The sequence below is a fragment of the Knoellia pratensis genome (assembly GCF_042666395.1).
GTDB lineage: Bacteria > Actinomycetota > Actinomycetes > Actinomycetales > Dermatophilaceae > Knoellia > Knoellia pratensis.
In genome coordinates, this window is the sequence record NZ_JBHTDJ010000004.1 from 200683 (window position 1) to 216858 (window position 16176).

Annotated in this window: 17 protein-coding genes; 11 read left to right on the plus strand and 6 right to left on the minus strand. The window is 69.1% G+C overall.

All coding sequences use genetic code 11. The features are described 5' to 3' along the window. The first annotated feature begins 252 nt into the window (after positions 1-252). Entirely contained in the window at positions 253-657 is a 405-nt protein-coding gene (locus tag ACFQRE_RS17095; protein WP_380124730.1) for a VOC family protein, read from the plus strand. Then, entirely contained in the window at positions 654-932 is a 279-nt protein-coding gene (locus ACFQRE_RS17100; protein ID WP_380124732.1) for a winged helix-turn-helix transcriptional regulator, read from the plus strand. Before ACFQRE_RS17095 ends, ACFQRE_RS17100 begins: the two co-directional genes overlap by 4 nt. Before the next feature lie 91 nt (positions 933-1023). Here the strand turns inward: ACFQRE_RS17100 and ACFQRE_RS17105 are convergent, their stop codons facing one another. Next, positions 1024-1176 (minus strand): hypothetical protein, encoded by a 153-nt coding sequence (locus ACFQRE_RS17105; RefSeq protein WP_380124734.1) that lies wholly within the window; start codon positions 1174-1176, stop codon positions 1024-1026. 243 nt (positions 1177-1419) lie between these two features. Then, positions 1420-2505, minus strand: coding sequence for a polyprenyl synthetase family protein (locus ACFQRE_RS17110; RefSeq protein WP_380124736.1), 1086 nt, complete (start codon positions 2503-2505; stop codon positions 1420-1422). A gap of 71 nt (positions 2506-2576) precedes the next feature. On the opposite strand from ACFQRE_RS17110, the gene metF reads away from it, so the two are divergent. Continuing rightward, a complete protein-coding gene (gene metF / locus ACFQRE_RS17115; protein WP_380124738.1) occupies positions 2577-3464 on the plus strand; it encodes a methylenetetrahydrofolate reductase [NAD(P)H] in 888 nt (295 codons plus the stop codon). Between the two features lie 189 nt (positions 3465-3653). Here metF and ACFQRE_RS17120 read toward each other — a convergent pair whose 3' ends face one another. Then, the gene (locus ACFQRE_RS17120) at positions 3654-4175 is read right to left on the minus strand and encodes a YbaK/EbsC family protein (protein ID WP_380124740.1); all 522 of its coding nucleotides are present in this window, start codon (positions 4173-4175) and stop codon (positions 3654-3656) included. Between the two features lie 135 nt (positions 4176-4310). On the opposite strand from ACFQRE_RS17120, the gene ACFQRE_RS17125 reads away from it, so the two are divergent. From ACFQRE_RS17125 to ACFQRE_RS17140, 4 genes are read left to right on the plus strand one after another with little or no spacing between them, the layout of a single operon-like run. Further along, on the plus strand, positions 4311-4628 hold the full coding sequence (locus ACFQRE_RS17125) for a DUF6504 family protein (RefSeq protein ID WP_380124742.1): 318 nt from the start codon (positions 4311-4313) through the stop codon (positions 4626-4628). A 5-nt stretch (positions 4629-4633) separates the two neighbouring features. Further along, positions 4634-5044, plus strand: coding sequence for an SAV_6107 family HEPN domain-containing protein (locus ACFQRE_RS17130; RefSeq protein WP_380124744.1), 411 nt, complete (start codon positions 4634-4636; stop codon positions 5042-5044). After that, positions 5041-8898 (plus strand): DNA polymerase III subunit alpha, encoded by a 3858-nt coding sequence (locus ACFQRE_RS17135; RefSeq protein ID WP_380124746.1) that lies wholly within the window; start codon positions 5041-5043, stop codon positions 8896-8898. The genes ACFQRE_RS17130 and ACFQRE_RS17135 overlap by 4 nt, the downstream gene beginning before the upstream one ends. A 52-nt stretch (positions 8899-8950) precedes the next feature. After that, entirely contained in the window at positions 8951-9421 is a 471-nt protein-coding gene (locus ACFQRE_RS17140) for an iron chaperone (protein ID WP_380124748.1), read from the plus strand. Positions 9422-9450: 29 nt separating this feature from the next. Here the strand turns inward: ACFQRE_RS17140 and ACFQRE_RS17145 are convergent, their stop codons facing one another. After that, positions 9451-10041, minus strand: coding sequence for a carboxymuconolactone decarboxylase family protein (locus ACFQRE_RS17145; RefSeq protein ID WP_380124750.1), 591 nt, complete (start codon positions 10039-10041; stop codon positions 9451-9453). A gap of 188 nt (positions 10042-10229) precedes the next feature. Here ACFQRE_RS17145 and ACFQRE_RS17150 point away from each other — a divergent pair, with 188 nt between their 5' ends. The 3 genes from ACFQRE_RS17150 to ACFQRE_RS17160 all read left to right on the plus strand — a co-directional run bounded on the left by ACFQRE_RS17150 (position 10230) and on the right by ACFQRE_RS17160 (position 12773). Next, a complete protein-coding gene (locus tag ACFQRE_RS17150; RefSeq protein ID WP_380124752.1) occupies positions 10230-11006 on the plus strand; it encodes a methyltransferase domain-containing protein in 777 nt (258 codons plus the stop codon). An 8-nt stretch (positions 11007-11014) separates the two neighbouring features. Further along, a complete protein-coding gene (dinB, locus tag ACFQRE_RS17155) occupies positions 11015-12268 on the plus strand; it encodes a DNA polymerase IV (RefSeq protein ID WP_380124754.1) in 1254 nt (417 codons plus the stop codon). 106 nt (positions 12269-12374) lie between these two features. Beyond that, the gene (locus ACFQRE_RS17160) at positions 12375-12773 is read left to right on the plus strand and encodes a DUF3040 domain-containing protein (RefSeq protein WP_380124756.1); all 399 of its coding nucleotides are present in this window, start codon (positions 12375-12377) and stop codon (positions 12771-12773) included. Between the two features lie 102 nt (positions 12774-12875). Here the strand turns inward: ACFQRE_RS17160 and ACFQRE_RS17165 are convergent, their stop codons facing one another. Both ACFQRE_RS17165 and ACFQRE_RS17170 read right to left on the minus strand, forming a co-directional pair. After that, positions 12876-13370: a DUF456 domain-containing protein gene (locus ACFQRE_RS17165; protein ID WP_380124758.1), complete on the minus strand. Its 495-nt coding sequence runs from the start codon at positions 13368-13370 to the stop codon at positions 12876-12878. 10 nt (positions 13371-13380) lie between these two features. Further along, positions 13381-13599, minus strand: coding sequence for a DUF7455 domain-containing protein (locus tag ACFQRE_RS17170; protein ID WP_380124760.1), 219 nt, complete (start codon positions 13597-13599; stop codon positions 13381-13383). A gap of 288 nt (positions 13600-13887) precedes the next feature. Here ACFQRE_RS17170 and ACFQRE_RS17175 point away from each other — a divergent pair, with 288 nt between their 5' ends. Beyond that, positions 13888-16035, plus strand: coding sequence for a DNA gyrase/topoisomerase IV subunit B (locus ACFQRE_RS17175; protein ID WP_380124762.1), 2148 nt, complete (start codon positions 13888-13890; stop codon positions 16033-16035). Positions 16036-16176: the final 141 nt, after the last annotated feature.

Genomic DNA, 16176 nt, shown 5'->3' on the forward strand with positions numbered 1-16176 from the left:
CACAAGGTAGTTGGGGTTGTGGACGCTGCTGCCAGGGTGTGGCGACGCCCTGCCTCGTGAGTTCGTCGGCGATGCGGCACGCATCGGGCTGCGAGGGGGTGAACCCGTCAAGCTCGGTGAGCACGAGGGTGTCGGGGCAGAAGCCGGCCCGACCGTACTTTCCGTGCGATGCAGGGTAGGGGACCAGTTTGCCGGCGTCGGCCAACGGCTCAGGTCTTGACGGGCTCACTTGCATTTTGCAAGTATGGCCGCATGAGCCTCTTCATTACCTGCCCAGTCCAGAGCGTCGAGCGCGCAACCGCCTTCTACACGGCCCTCGGCTGGACGCTCAACGCGGAGATGTCCGATCACAACGTGTCGTGCTTCGCCATCGCGCCCGAGCAGTACCTCATGCTTGGCAGCCGCGAGATGTACGCGAGCGTCGGCGGCGTCGAGGAGCTGATCGGCGGACCGGACACCCCCTCGAAGGTCACGGTTTCGTTCGACCTCGGCAGCCGGGAGGCGGTCGACGAGCTGGTCGACCGTGCCGGTGCAGCCGGCGGACGAATCGGCGACATCGACGACTATCCCTTCATGTATCAGCGCCAGTTCGACGATCCCGACGGCTACCACTACTCGCCGTTCTGGATGAAGCCGAACACCGATCCCACCGAGTGAGCGATCTCGCCGCGGCCCTGGACAGCATCGGAAGCCGGTGGGCCCTGCTCATCGTGGAGCGGCTGCTCGAAGGCCCGCAGCGCTACGGCGACCTCCAGCGCGAGCTCGGGACGCCGACGAACATGCTTGCGACCCGCCTACGCGAACTGGAGGCGGCTGGCGTGCTGTCCCGCCTGCCTCTTCGGCACAACACACGCGCCTATGCGCTGACCGATCGAGGGCTCGCACTGCGCGAGGCGATCACTGCCCTCGGACGTTGGGGTGCCGAATGGTAGGAGTCCGGCACCTTGAACACGCATATGCCGCGAGTGGGCGACCCCGTACGACAATGGCGGGCACGTCGGCCGTTCCTCGTCCGTCAGCCGTTCATCGGCCGAGAAGCAACACGACCGCGCAGAAGAGAACGATCACGCCCAGGGTGAGCACGTGGTCACGCACCAAGTGTTTGGGGTGCTCGTCGAGGTCCAAGGGGCTCATCATGCCCAGCCGAGGCGGAGCCGCTGGTGAAGGAACAGCCATCGCGACCTCCTTGGGACGCAGTACGGCCGAGCGCCGTACGTCAAGGCTACTGCGATGGTCATCTCGCTGGAAGCAAATGGCCGGCAGAGATGACAGCAGCCCCGGCCTTATCGCTGAGCACGTTGGGCCGGGTCGCCCAGAGCAGCATGACCACCACGACGTCCACGCTCTGGATCGTCCGTACCAACGCACGGAAATGGCGCGTTCCGTGAGTACCTGAACTCCGGCGGGCGCGCAGTCCAGTCAGGCGGTGCGGGCGGTGCTGATCTCGACGAGCTGGTCGAGGACTGCTGCTGCGTCGGGGGAGACACCGGTCGCGGCGGTGAGGGAGGCGCGGGCGCTCGTGGCGAGGCGGTCGATCTCGGACTCGACGGCGTCGACGGCTCCGGAGGCGGTGATGAGCTCGCGCAGCGTGTTGATGGCGGCCGCGTCGAGTGACGCATTGCCCAGGGCGGTGCGCAGGAGTTCGCGCCCCGCGTCGTCCGTGCCACTCAGGGTGTGGGCGATGAGGACCGTGCGCTTGCCCTCACGCAGGTCGTCGCCGGCCGGCTTGCCGGTGGCCTCGGGATCGCCGAAGACGCCGAGCAGGTCGTCGCGCAGCTGGAAGGCATGCCCGAGGTCAAGGCCGTAGGACGACAGGTGGGCAAGGTCAGCCTCGCCGAGCCCGCCAGCGGTGGCGCCGATGAGGAGGGGGTGCTCCACGGTGTACTTGGCGCTCTTGTAGCGGATGACCCGCTGGGCGCGCTCGATGCGTTCGTTCGCCGGCAGGCCGTCCCACGGGCGGACCGAGTCGACGACGTCGAGGAACTGCCCAGCCATGAGCTGGGTACGCATCCGGTCGAAGACGACGCGACCCCGCGCCAGGTCGTCGACGGCGAGGCCACTCGTCGCGACCAGCTCATCGGTCCAGGTGAGGCAGAGGTTGCCGGCGAGGATGGCGCCCGCAACGCCGAAACGCGCATCGTCGCCGCCCCAGCCACGCTCGGTGTGGACGGCTGCGAGCGCTCGGTGAGCGGCCGGCATACCCCGTCGTGTGTCCGAGTCGTCCATGACGTCGTCATGGATGAGCGCTGCGGCCTGGAAGAACTCCATCGCCGTCGCGAGCCGCACGAGTGCGTCGGAGTCGGCGCGACCGGCGGCGCGGTGGCCCCAGTACAGGAAGGCGGCACGCAGGCGTTTGCCCCCGGCCAGCAAGGAACCCACGCGGTCGAGGAGGTCGGTGACATCGGGCCCGAGTTCGTGCAGGACGACCGCCTGGCGTCGCAGCTCTTCGTCGATGCAGGCCTGCACGCGGGTGCGAAGATCTGCCTCGTCCAACGGGCTGGTCACGAACGCTCCTCGCATCTCACGGTGTGTGAGACCTGAGCCTACGGCCTGTCTGCTGGACTAATCTCACCCGCATGGCACCCCGCTCGATCCCCGGACTCCTCGCTGCCGAGCGACCCTCGGTGAGCTTCGAGTTCTTCCCGCCCAAGGACGACGCGTCCGAGGCGGCGCTCTGGGATGCCATCCGTCGGCTCGAGCGCGTTCGGCCCGATTTCGTGTCGGTGACCTACGGCGCGGGAGGGTCCACCCAGGACCGCACAGTCCGTGTCACCGAGCGCATCGCCCGCGAGACGACCCTCACCCCGTTGGCCCACCTGACCTGCGTCGGCGCCTCCGTCGAGGACATCCGCCGAGTCATCGGTCAGTATGCCGCGGCGGGAGTGCGCAACATCCTCGCCCTGCGCGGTGACCCGCCGGGCGACCCCGGTGGCGAGTGGGTTGCTCACCCGGAGGGGCTCAACCACGCGACCGACCTCGTGGCGCTCATCCGCACCCTCGGTGACTTCACGATCGGTGTCGCGGCCTTCCCCGACGTCCACCCGGCCTCACCGAACCTCGACCACGACGTCGAGGTCATGATCAAGAAGGCCGATGCCGGTGCGAGCTTCGCCGTGACGCAGATGGTCTTCGACGCCGACAGCTATCTGCGGCTGCGCGATCGTGTCGCCGAGCACCGCGACCTGCCGATCACGCCCGGGCTCATGCCCGTCACCAACCTCAGGCAGATCACCCGCATGACCGAGCTCATGGGGACGCCGCTGCCTGCTGCCGTCGTCGACCGGCTCCAGGCGGTGAGTGAGGACCCCGCCGCGGTGCGTGCCGTCGGTGTCGAGATCGCGACCGAGATCGCCCAGCGGATGCTCGCCGAGGGCGCGCCGGGGCTGCACTTCATCACGATGAACCGTTCCACCGCGACGCTCGAGGTCTACGAGAACCTCGGGCTGTCGGCCGGCGCTCGCTGAGCGCTGTGCGGGCGGATCCCGGGATCTGAGTATCTCGGGCTCATCGAATCTGAGTATCTGTACTGATCCGGCACCACCCGGTTGCGGCCAGAGTAGCCATGCGGCCGCGTGGCCAGGTCGGTGAGCGTGGAGGGGCGCTCGTCCTCCCGGAAACGCGGCCGTGTCGTGTTCCCGCGGTGCGGGTCGCGGTCAGTCGACCTGGATGGCCTTGCCGCTGGTGATGCGGAGCAGCTCGTCATACGTCGTCCTGAAGACCGAGTGGCTGTGTCCGGCCGCGGCCCACACGTGGTCGTAGCTGCTGAGCGTCACGTCGACGACGGTGCGCAGGGGAGTGGGGTGCCCCACCGGGGCGACGCCGCCGATGGCGAAGCCGGTCCATTCGCGCACCTGCTCGGGCGTGGCCTTCTCGACGGCGGCGAGGTCGAGCAGCCCCGCGATGCGGTCCTGGTCGACCCGGCGGCCGCCCGAGGCGAGCACGAGCAGCGGCTCGATCGAGCCGTCATGACGACGCCCGGCGAAGACGAGTGAGTTGGCGATCTCGGAGGGGGTGATGCCGAGTGCTTCCGCGGCGGCCCGGGCGGTTCGGACGGCGTCCGGGAGGTATCGCACCACGGGCCGAACGTGGTGTGCCGCAAGGGTGTTCAACACGGCAGTGACCGAGGGGTGGCTGCTCAGGTCTCGTTCGGAGACCCTGTCCCCGGGCTGGCTCATGCCGTCAGCGTAAGGGCTTGACGGCGTGGTGTCCGGCGGTTGTACAGTGGAGGTATCGAACAGATGTTCGAACGTTTGGTTCGTCTTCTCGTTCATCTCTTTCCTCCATCCCATCCTGCCTGAGGAGGCCATGTCGTGGTGCGCCGGTACGAAGAACGCGTCGAGGTGCGGGTCGAGGCGGCCGTGCCCGGCGTCGATGGCTCACTCGCCGTCCGATGCCGCCCGCGGGCGTTCGTCTGGCGCGGCCGCATCCTCGTCGTCCGTGAGGTCCTCGACGACTGGAGCGAACGCCGGTCGTGGTGGCGCGACCTCGGTGATCTCGGCGCGCGTCCCGAGCGGCACGTCTGGCGGGTCGAGGCCGGCAGCGCCGCAGGCACTGGTGTCTATGACCTCGCGTCCGACTCCGCCGACGGCTGCAGCGACCCCTGGGTCCTGCTCCGGGCGCAGGACTGATCGCCATGGGTGCCGCTCCCGCTCTCGCCCTGCTCGAACAGTCCCGCCAATGCCTTGCCGAGGCGTATGCCGCTGAGCTGGCTGCCGCTCGTTACGTCACCTCCCAGGATGCCGCGATGCGCGCTGCCGCGGCTCTCGTCGCCGGTCATGCGCGGCGCGGTCGCAGCAGCCGTCAGGACCTCTGGCCGCTCCTCGCGAACCAGGCCCCGGAACTGGGGGAGTGGGCCGACTTCTTCGCGCTCGCGGCCGTGCGTCGCCAGGAGATCGAGTCGCGCACGGCCCGGGTCTCGGTGCGCGAAGCCGACGACCTGCTGCGTGCTGCCGAGACGTTCGTCGAGGCCGTCACCGTCACCTTGGGTATGCCGCGTGGCGAGCGAGCTGCCCGTCGCCTCGCTGCCGCTCGTGACACCGCATGAACGACTTCGTCCACCTCCATGTCGCGTCGGGCTACTCGATGCGGTTCGGCGCCTCGACCCCGGAGGACCTCGTCGAACGAGCCGCCGCCGACGGGCAACCCGCGCTCGCGCTCACCGACCGCGACGGGCTCTATGGCGCGGTGCGGTTCGCGATGGCCTGTGGCCGGGCCGGCATCGCCCCGATCCTCGGCGTCGACCTCGCCGTCGGTGCGGAGCCGGTGCCGGGGCGTCCCGTGCGCAAGGCCCGCACCCCGGTGCGCGGTGGTGCGGTCGTCGACCTGCGACTGCCGCGGGTCACGGTCCTGGCGCGTGGACGTGTCGCAGGCGTCGAGCGTGGCCTCGGGTGGGCGGCCCTGTGCCGCCTCGTCACCGATACCCACCTGCGCGGCGAGCGTGGACAGCCGGTGACGTTGCCCGAGCTCCTTGCCCGCTGGTGCCGCGGCGGCGACCCCAGTTCAACGACCGACTTCGTGCCCCGCACGGACAACTCGCTGGCGCTCGCCGTCCGTGCGGGGCACAAAGTCGGAGAGCCGAGCCGGTTGCGGGTCCTCCTCGGGCCGGACTCCGACGTGGGTCGGGCGCTCCTCGCCCGCCGCCCCACCGAGGCTCGCGCCCTGCTGGAGAGGTGGCGGGCACTCCTGCCACCGGGAGCGCTCGCCATCGAGATCGTCGGCAACGGTGGGCCCGAGGGCACTCCCGGCTCCCGCGTCCACGCCCGTCACCTGCTCGGCCTCGCCGACGAGGCTCGCATCCCTGCCGTCCTCACCGCAGCGGTCCGGCACGCCGACCGCGACGGTGTCCGCACCGTCGACATCCTTGATGCGGCTCGTCGGTTGGTTGTCCTCGACTCCCGGCACCTCGACCGGGTCACCGACGCCGGGCACCTCGCGAGCAGTGAGGAGATGTGGCTGCGCGCCCTCGAGGTCACCGGCGACAACGGCCGCGCCGCCCAGCTCGTCGGCGCCACCCTGGCGTTGGCGAACGAGTGCGTCCAGGACCCACGGGCCGACCTCGGCATCGGCGCCGTCCACCTGCCCGAGCCGAGCATCCTGGGCATCGAGGCCGGGGTCGACCCACAGCAGGTCCTCACCGAGCGTTGTCGAGCCGCGGTGAACGGAAGGTTCCCCGCGCTGGGAGACGCGGCACGGCATACCGTGCTGTCGCGTCTTGACGACGAGCTGCGCGTGATCGCGGACCTGGGGTACCCGACGTACTTCCTCACGGTCGCGGAGGTGACCGACCTCATCAAGGCGAGGGGCGTGCGCGTCGCGGCCCGTGGCTCCGGCGCGGGGTCGCTCGTCAACTACCTGCTCGGCATCAGCGGGGTCGACCCGATCCGGCACGACCTGCTCATGGAGCGGTTCTGCTCGCCGTTGCGCGCGGAGCTGCCCGACATCGACATCGACGTGGAGTCGGCGCGACGGACCGAGATCTATGAGGCGATCCTCGACCGGTTCGGCGGCGAACGCGTGACATGCGTGTCGATGATGGACACCTACAAGGTGCGGCACGCCGTCCGTGACGTCGGCGCAGCGCTCGGGATGCCGCCCATCGAGATCGACGAGATCGCCAAGGCGTTCCCACACATCCGGGCCAAGGACGCCCGCAGCGCGATCGCCGACCTGCCCGAACTGCGTTCTCGCGGGCTGGATGCGCCGCGCCTCAACACCTTCTTCGAGCTCGTCGAACGCCTCGACGGGCTGCCCCGACACATCGCCCTGCACCCCTGCGGTGTCGTCCTGTCCAACGCCGGTCTGCTCGACCGCACGCCCGTCGAGGCGAGCTGGTTGGGCTTCCCCATGAGCCACTTCGACAAGGACGACGTCGAGACGCTCGGGCTGCTCAAGCTCGACGTCCTCGGCATCCGGATGCAGTCGGCGATGGCTCACGCGGTGGCCGAGGTGCGCCGCGTCGACGGTGTCGAGGTGGATCTCGACGACGAGACGCAGGTGCCGCTCGAGGACCCGGCGACCTATCGGCTCATCCGCTCCACCCACACCCTCGGCTGTTTCCAGATCGAGAGCCCGGGGCAGCGTGAGCTCATCGGCAAGTTCGGGCCCGAGCGGTTCGGCGACCTCATCATCGACATCTCGCTCTTCCGGCCCGGGCCGGTGAAGTCCGACATGATCCGCCCGTTCCTCGAGAGTCGGCACAGCTGGTCCAAACCGCAGCTGCTCCACCCGACCCTCGTGCCGGCCCTCGCCGAGACCGAGGGAGTCGTCGTCTTCCACGAACAGGTCCTGCGGATCGTCGCGGAGACGACCGGGGTGACGCTCGCCCAGGCCGACGAGGTGCGTCGCACGATGGGTTCGCCCAAGGGCCAGGACGAGATCGAGGCGTGGTGGCGGCCGGCGGCTCGGGCACGGGGCTACACGCCAGCCGACGTCGACCTCATCTGGTCGGTGCTCAAGTCGTTCGCGTCGTTCGGGTTCTGCAAGGCGCACGCCGCGGCCTTCGCGCTGCCGACCTATCACTCGGCCTGGCTCAAGACCCACCACCCGGCGGCCTTCCTCGCCGGGGTCCTCACCCACGACCCGGGGATGTATCCCAAGCGCCTCATCCTCGACGACGCCCGATCGCTCGGCATCGCCGTCCTCGGGCTCGACGTCAACGCCTCTGGTGACACCTATCGCATCGAGCGGCTCGACCTGCTTGATGGCGCGAGAGGGGAGTCGACGTTCACGCCGGTGCATCCGGATCTGCCCGACGGGAGCGACTACGGCATTCGGTTGTCCCTCACCGACGTCAAGGGCATCAGTGGTGCCGAGGTCGCGAGCATCGTTGCAGGACAGCCCTTCTCGAACCTCGGTGACTTCTGGTCACGCGCCACGGTGAGTCGCCCGATCGTCGAGCGCCTCGTCCTCGCCGGCGCGTTCGACTCCATGCACGGCATCGGGGGATCGGGTTCGGGGCTGGGACGGCGTGGTCGGATCACCCGCCGTGACCTCTTGCTCCACGTCGGTGAGCTCGACCGGTGGGAGCGAGCAAGCACCGGACGGTCGTCGCGTCGCCGGGTCCCACCGCCGGCCCTCGCCAGCGACCAGGTGCGCGAGCGCGCGGCCGCCCAGTCGCAGGCAGCCCGCCCGGTCGTCGCCGCCTCGGACCAGTCGGTCCAGCTCACCCTCGACCTCGGCGACCGTCCGGAGCTCACCCCCGGCACCGGCCTACCCGAGATGACCGGCACCGAGCGGGTTCGCGCCGAGCTCGACGTCCTCGGGCTCGACGCCTCGGCGCACGTCGTCGAGTTCTACGGGCCGATGCTCGACGCGCTCGGAGTCGTCCGCAGCCGCGACCTGCTCCGGTCGCGCAGCAACAGCGAGGTGTGGATCGCCGGGGTCAAGGTCGCGACCCAGACCCCACCCATCCGGTCGGGTCGCCGAGTTGTCTTCCTCACCCTCGATGACTCCACCGGCCCGGTCGACGCCACGTTCTTCGAAGACGTCCAGGGCCCGTATGCCGCAACGGTCTTCCACTCGTGGCTCCTGTTGGTGCGTGGCGTCGTTCGTCGCACGGGGCCTCGCGGGATCTCGGTCCGGGCGACCGGGGCCTGGGAGCTCGCGGGCCTCTGGGAGGCCTGGCGCGACGGCGGGCATGCGGCGGTCGTGCGTGCCCTCGAGAACGCCGACGCCGAGGCGATCGCCCGGGCGCAGGCGGGGGAACGCGAGGCCGATGGGCAGGGCAGGCGTCGAGTGCTCGTGCACGCGTCCGGGTTCAAGCAGTCGCCCTACGCCGACATCAAGCCGGCTGGGTCTCCGGCGAACGACGGGCACCTCGTCGCCTCGGTCGCCGTGCCTGACCACGGCACACCGTCGCGCAAGCTGTGGCACTCCAGCCCCGGCAGCTCCGGACATTGAGGTGGTCAGGAATCAAGAAGCACCACCCGGGCCCCCTGCCTACGGTGGATCCATGACCACCAAGACAACAGCCAAGAAGACCACCGCCACCTCGAGCACCAAGAGTGGGTTCAGCGCCGACGAGCGCGCGGCCATGAAGGAGCGAGCCAAGGAGCTTCGCGCCGAGGCCAAGGGCGCCAAGGACCGGGAGAAGGGCCTGGCCGACCTGGAGTCCAAGATCGCCGACATGCCCGACGGCGATCAGACACTTGCCAAGGCGATCCACCGGATCGTCACCGAGACCGCACCCGACCTGATGCCGAAGACCTGGTACGGCATGCCGGCATACGCCGACGCAGACGGCAAGGTCGTCTGCTTCTTCAAGGCCGCCTCCAAGTTCGACGTTCGCTACGGAGAGCTCGGCTTCAACGAGGAGGCGACCCTCGACGAAGGAACCATGTGGCCGACGGTGTTCGCCATCACCGCGATCAACGCCGCCAACGAGAAGCTCATCGCGAAACTCGTGAAGAAAGCGGTCGGCTGAAGGGCTCCTGTCCGAGAAGCCCGGTGACCTCAGGTCCCGGCGACAGGTCGCCCGACGAGCATCGACTCGAGCTGCTCCACCGGAAACGCTGCGGCGGTCTGTGGGTCGGCCTGGGCCCCGAGGGCGTCGAGGACGGCCGTGAAGAAGCATCTGGCCCCGACCGCGAGCGCCACATCCGTGATCTCCGCGTCAGAGAGCCCCACCGCGCGCAGCCGGTCGACGTCCGCCTGCTCGATCGAGGCCGCGTCCGTGGCCACCTTGGTGGCGAACTCGTAGACGTTTCGGTCCTGGTCACCCAGGCCTGAGCCGTCCGGCTGCTCGCAGATGGCCGCAAGGGTGGCTTCGTCGCCGGCGACATCCCTGAGGAACTTCGAGTGCGCCACAGTACAAACGGTCGAATGCCGGGCCCTGGCTGCCGCGATCGTCGCGATCTCGAAGCGGCGCCGGTCCATCCTTCCGCGGATGGCGTGGTTGAGGGCTGCCCACGCCTGCGCCACGTCAGGTCTGTGGGAGAAGGCCCCCGCGTAGTCCGGTAGGAAGCCCCACATCGCCTGCTGAGACGCGTACCAGGTGCCGAGGTCACTGTCGGCGGTGTCCGGGTCGATTCGGGAGATGAACATGCTTCGAGTCTCCGACTGCAGACCGGGTCTGTCTGCCGAACCGGGTGGATCGATGCGGCCGTATCTCGCGCATCCCGGAAGACACGGCGGTGTCGTGCGGGGCAACTAGGCTGGGCGGGCGCAAGGACACCGTCCGACCGCCATGCCCTGACCGCACGACGCGGCGACATTGACCGAAAGGTGGATCTGTGACCGAGGACGCGACGATCGCACGCCGCACCGGGGTCTCGACCTCACCACGGACCGCTGCGATGTGGGCAGCCGTCGACGAAGTGGTCCGTGCGCGCAGCACCGAGCTCGAACGCCCCCTCAGGGTCATCGACCTCGGCGGCGGCACCGGCGGCCTCGCCGTCCCACTCGCCGTCGCCGGCCACGACGTCACGGTCGTCGACCCGAGCCCGGATGCCCTGGCCTCCCTGCGTCGCCGAGCCGCCGAGGCCCAGGCGTCGTCGCGGGTCAGCGCCGTCCAGGGCGACGCCGAGACGCTCGAGTCCCTCGTCGGACGTGACCGTCCCGACCTCGTGCTGTGCCACGGCACCCTCGAATACGTCGACGACCCCCAGGTGACGCTGGCCCAGATCGCCGCCGTCCTCGCGCCCGGCGGCATCCTCAGCCTCGTCGTCCCGCAGCGATCGGCCGCCGTCATCGCGCGTGCCCTCGCCGGGCAGTTCGTCCAGGCCCTCGCAGCCCTCGACCGTCCCGACGGGCGCTGGGGCGATGCCGATCCCGTGCCGCGTCGCTTCGACCGCGCCGGCGTCGTCGGCCTCGTCGAGGCCAGCGGCCTCACGATCACGGGAGCACACGGCATACGCATCTTCAGCGACCTCGTCCCGTCGGCCCTCGTCGACTCCGACGCGGACCGGGCCGCGCTCCTCGACCTCGAGCGGGCCGTGACGGCGCACCCGGAGTTCGCGGTCCTCGCCGACCTCGGCACCTCGCTGCACGTCATCGCCACCCGACCCTGAGAGCGGCCATGAGCCGTCGCCAGTTCAGCCTCCCCGAACGATCCTCGAGCGAACCGCCCGACGACACCGGGTGTCACATCCTGCACGTCGACATGGACGCGTTCTATGCGATGGCGACTTTGCTCTCGCACCCCGAGCTCGTCGGCACGCCGGTCATCATCGGCGGCGGCAACAGGGGCGTGGTCCTGTCCGCGACCTACGAAGCGCGCCGGTTCGGCGTCGCCTCCGCGATGCCGATGACCCGCGCCCGTCGGCTGTGCCCGCAGGCGACCGTGCTGGCACCCGACCACAGCCTGTATGCCGCGATCTCGTCCGCCGTGATGGAGACCTTCCGTGCCGTGACCCCGGACATCGAGCCGTTGTCGCTCGACGAGGCCTTCCTCGACGTCTCCGGAGCGATTCGCCGACTGGGCTCGCCAGCGACCATCGGTGCCCAGATTCGCGACACCATCCACGACGAGCAGGGCATCACCTGCTCGGTCGGGGTCTCGTCGACGAAGTTCGTCGCCAAGATCGCCTCCGGGCTCGCCAAACCCGACGGCATGGTCGTCGTCCCCCAGGACGAGGTCATCCCGTTCGTCCAACAGCTGCCGGTGGGTGCGCTCTGGGGAGTGGGGGAGAAGACCGAGGAACAGCTCACCCGGCTGGGGCTGCGCACCGTCGCCGACATCGCGCACACCCCCTTGCCGACGCTCATCCGCGGACTGGGCGAGGCGACCGGGAACCACCTCTACGAGCTCGCCTGGGGACGTGACCCGCGACCCGTGGCACGCGAGCAGCGCGAGAAGAGCATCGGCGCCGACGAGACGTTCGAGTACGACATCGACGACCCGCAGGAGATCCACCGCCACCTGCTCAAGCTCAGTGACCGTGTCGGGGCCCGGCTCCGAGGTGCGCGGCTCACCGGTCGCACGGTGTCGATCAAGGTGCGGTTCTCGGACTTCACGACGATCACCAGGGCGCGCACCCTGCGGGAGCCGACCGACGGCAGCCGCGAGATCTATGAGACGGCGACGTCGTTGTTCGACGCGCTTGGGCTGCAGCGGGCCCGGATCCGGCTCGTCGGGGTCCGTCTCGAGAAGCTCGTGGCCGTCGAGGAGGCACCGATCCAGGGAATGCTGGGTGAGGCTGACTTCGGCTGGCGGGACGCAGATCGAGCCGTCGACAGGGCCAGCGCCCGCTTCGGGGCGGGGTCTGTGCGGCCTGCGAGCCTGATCGACAGGGGCCGACCTTCCCCCAGCGACGATCGCGACCTATCCTGAAGAAACCAGCACCGACGCTGGCGAAGCAACGATTAAGCGGTCTCAGACGTTGTTCTTGGTGGAAGATCAATGACACGTCGTAAACACCGCACACCAGGAGGACGCCGTGCCGCTATCAGAGCACGAGCAGCGAATGCTCGAGCAGTTGGAGCAGGCCCTGGTCGCCGATGACCCCAAGTTCGCCTCCAACATGGAGGGGACGCCACGCGGTGGCCCCACCCGCCTGCGCTGGATCATCGGTGTCGTCGGCGTCCTCGTCGGACTTGGCCTCGTCCTCGTCGGCATCCAGACGACGATGTGGGTCGGTGCCGCTGGCTTCGCCGTGATGGTCGCGGCCGTGGCCTACGCTCTCACCCCGCCGCGCCGTGGTGGCAAGCTCGCCGTCGTGCGTGATGACGGCACGACGGGCCCAGCCACCTCCGGTCGCAAGCAGAAGAGCGGCTCAGGATTCATGGACAAGCTCGACAACCGGTGGGACCGCCGAGGCCAGGACGGCTGGCACTGACTCAGCCCCTTCGACTTCGTGCCCCGCACGGACACTCCGTCCGGCCGAAGGCCTCCCGCTGTGTCCGTGCGGGGCACGAAGTCGGGTTGAGGTGGCGAGGACTCAGGTGGCGAGGACGCCGATCACCCAGGTGACGGCGATCAGCACTCCGGCGCACAGTTCGATGCCCATGCTCGTGACGACGGCAACGAGCGCGCTCTTGGTGCGAGCCCACGCCTGAGCGCGATCACGCGTCCGGCCGTGCTCGATGAGATAGATCCCCAGCACGAAGCCGATGATGAAGCCGACGATCGGGATGATGAACATCCCGATGATCCCGAGCACGACGGCCAGCAGCAGCGTCGACGTCTTCACCCCTTGCTCGCGCAGGCTCTTGCCGGGGATGAGGAACTGGATGACCACCCCGGCGAGGTAGATCGCCAGACACACCCCGAAGAACGTCCAGGCGGTCGTGCCGCCGGTCTCGTATGCCCAGAGCAACACGCCGAGGACCGCGAGCAGCAGGCCGGGAATGACGGGAATGACGATGCCGACGATTCCCACAAAGATGAGAATCGCCGGCACCCAGACGCTGGTGCCCTCCGGCAGGAGGTTCACTCCGGTGGCGTCAGACGTCGATGTCTGCGACGGCGGGCGGCTCCGTCAGGCGGTCGCTCTCGTCGGTGATGTCCGCGTGGTCGCGAAGCTTCGGCAGGTGCTCCCGGCCGTGGTGAGCGCAGAAGAGCAGCTCCCCACCGGCGTGGAGGGTCGCCCGAACATAGGCCTGGGCACCGCAGCGGTCACAGCGGTCCGCAGCGGTCATGGTGGGCGCCAGTGCGGTTGTCACATCGGCCTCCTCGGCTGATCTCGTCAGTTGAGCCCACGTCGGATGCGTGGGCGTCGAGCGTTGTAACAGTCAAACATGCCGAGGTGTTCCTGCGGGGGAGGTGCTCGCGTTGTGACCGATCCGATGCCGACGACATGATCATTCCTCACCCATGCGACAGCGCGCCTCGGCGGGGTCGTCAGAGCCCGGAGCTAGCCTGAGCAGAACGCACCACGCACGACGTGATGACACAACCCAGGCGGCATACGCCTCCCGACCCGGCCCCACGCACGAAACCCGAAGGAACGCATGAGCCCCACGTCCACGGCCAAGAAGGCCGCGACGACCAAGTCCTCGTCCGACTACAGCGCGCACCACCTCCAGGTGCTCGAGGGTCTCGAGGCCGTGCGCAAGCGACCGGGCATGTACATCGGGTCAACCGACAGCCGCGGACTGATGCACTGCCTGTGGGAGATCATCGACAACGCCGTCGACGAGGCGCTCGGCGGCCACGGCGACCGGATCGAGGTCATCCTGCACAAGGACGGCTCGGTCGAGGTTCGCGACGTCGCCCGAGGCATCCCCGTCGACATCGAGCCCCGCACCGGTCTCACCGGCGTCGAGGTGGTCTTCACGAAGCTGCACGCCGGAGGCAAGTTCGGTGGCGGGTCCTACACCGCGTCCGGTGGACTCCACGGTGTCGGCGCATCCGTCGTCAACGCCCTCTCCGCCCGCCTCGACGTCGAGGTCGACCGCGGTGGCAACACCTACGCGATGAGCTTCCGGCGCGGCGAGCCCGGCTACTTCCCCGACGTCGCGAGCGCGGACAAGAGCCCCGACCACGAGTTCACGCCCTATGAGCGCACGAGCGAGCTGGCGATCATCGGCAAGGCGAAGCGCGGCGTCACCGGCAGTCGCATCCGCTACTGGGCGGACCCGCAGATCTTCATCAGGGACGCCGAGTTCGACTATGACGGACTCCTCGGCCGAGCCCGGCAGACGTCCTTCCTCGTGCCCGGCCTCGCCCTCGTCATCCGCGACGAGCGGGGCCTTCCCGGCACTGTGGGGGAGAGCGGGCCGCACGAGGAGGTCTTCCTCCACGATGGAGGCATCAGCGAGTACGCCGAGTTCCTGGCCCCCGACCCGGCCGTCACCGACGTCTGGCGACTGCAGGGCACGGGCAACTTCACCGAGACCGTGCCCGTCCTCGACTCCAAGGGGCACATGTCCCCGCAGGAGGTCGAGCGCGAGTGCGAGGTCGACGTCGCCGTCCGCTGGGGCACGGGCTACGACGCGAAGGTCAGCTCGTTCGTCAACATCATCGCGACGCCCAAGGGCGGCACCCACATGGCCGGCTTCGAGCAGGCGCTGCTCAAGGTCTTCCGCAAGCAGCTCGAGGTCAATGCCCGCCGCCTCAAGGTCGGCAACGACAAGGTCGACAAGGACGACATCCTCGCGGGCCTGACCGCCGTCGTGACGGTGCGCCTGGCCGAGCCGCAGTTCGAGGGCCAGACCAAGGAGGTCCTCGGGACCAACGCGGTGCGCGCCATCGTCGGGCGGGTCATCGAGAAGGAGCTCACGGCCAACCTCACCTCGACCAAGCGTGGTGAGAAGCAGCAGGCCGCCATGTTGCTCGAGAAGGTCACCGCCGAGATGAAGTCGCGCATCAGCGCGCGTCTGCACAAGGAGACCCAGCGCAAGAAGAACGCGCTGGAGACCTCCTCGCTGCCGGCCAAGCTCGCGGACTGCCGCAGCAACGACGTCGACAAGACCGAGCTGTTCATCGTCGAGGGTGACAGCGCCTTGGGCACCGCCAAGCTGGCCCGCAACTCCGACATCCAGGCGCTGCTGCCGATCCGCGGCAAGATCCTCAACGTCCAGAAGGCCTCGCTCACCGACATGCTCGGCAATGCCGAGTGCGCCGCGATCATCCAGGTCCTCGGGGCCGGCTCCGGCCGTTCGTTCGATGTCGAGGCCGCTCGCTACGGCAAGGTCATCATCATGACCGACGCCGATGTCGACGGCGCCCATATCCGCACCCTGCTGCTCACGCTCTTCTTCCGCTACATGCGACCTCTCGTCGAGGCCGGACGGGTGTATGCCGCCGTGCCCCCGTTGCACCGCATCGAGGTCGCGGGCATGGGCGCCCGCAAGGCCGAGCTCATCTACACCTACTCCGAGGGTGAGATGCGCAAGACCGTCGCCTCGCTCGCCAGGAAGGGCCGCAACATCAAGCAGCCCATGCAGCGTTACAAGGGCCTGGGTGAGATGGACGCCGACCAGCTCGCCGAGACGACGATGGACCCGCACCACCGCACCCTGCGCAAGGTGACGATGGCCGACGCCGAGGCCTCTGAGCGCATCTTCGAGCTCCTCATGGGCAACGAGGTCGCGCCGCGCCGAGACTTCATCGTCAAGGGTTCGGCCCGGCTCGACAAGGAGCGCATCGACGCCTGACGTGGCCACCTGACCGGCCTGCCACGCCGCGAAGGCTCCCAGCAAGCATTCGGCGAACTCACGGCATACCGGCGCGTTTGCGTTGCCCTCAGGCGTGATCTGGGCCACAGTGGGCCGATACAGGCGGCCGGACACCCGGTG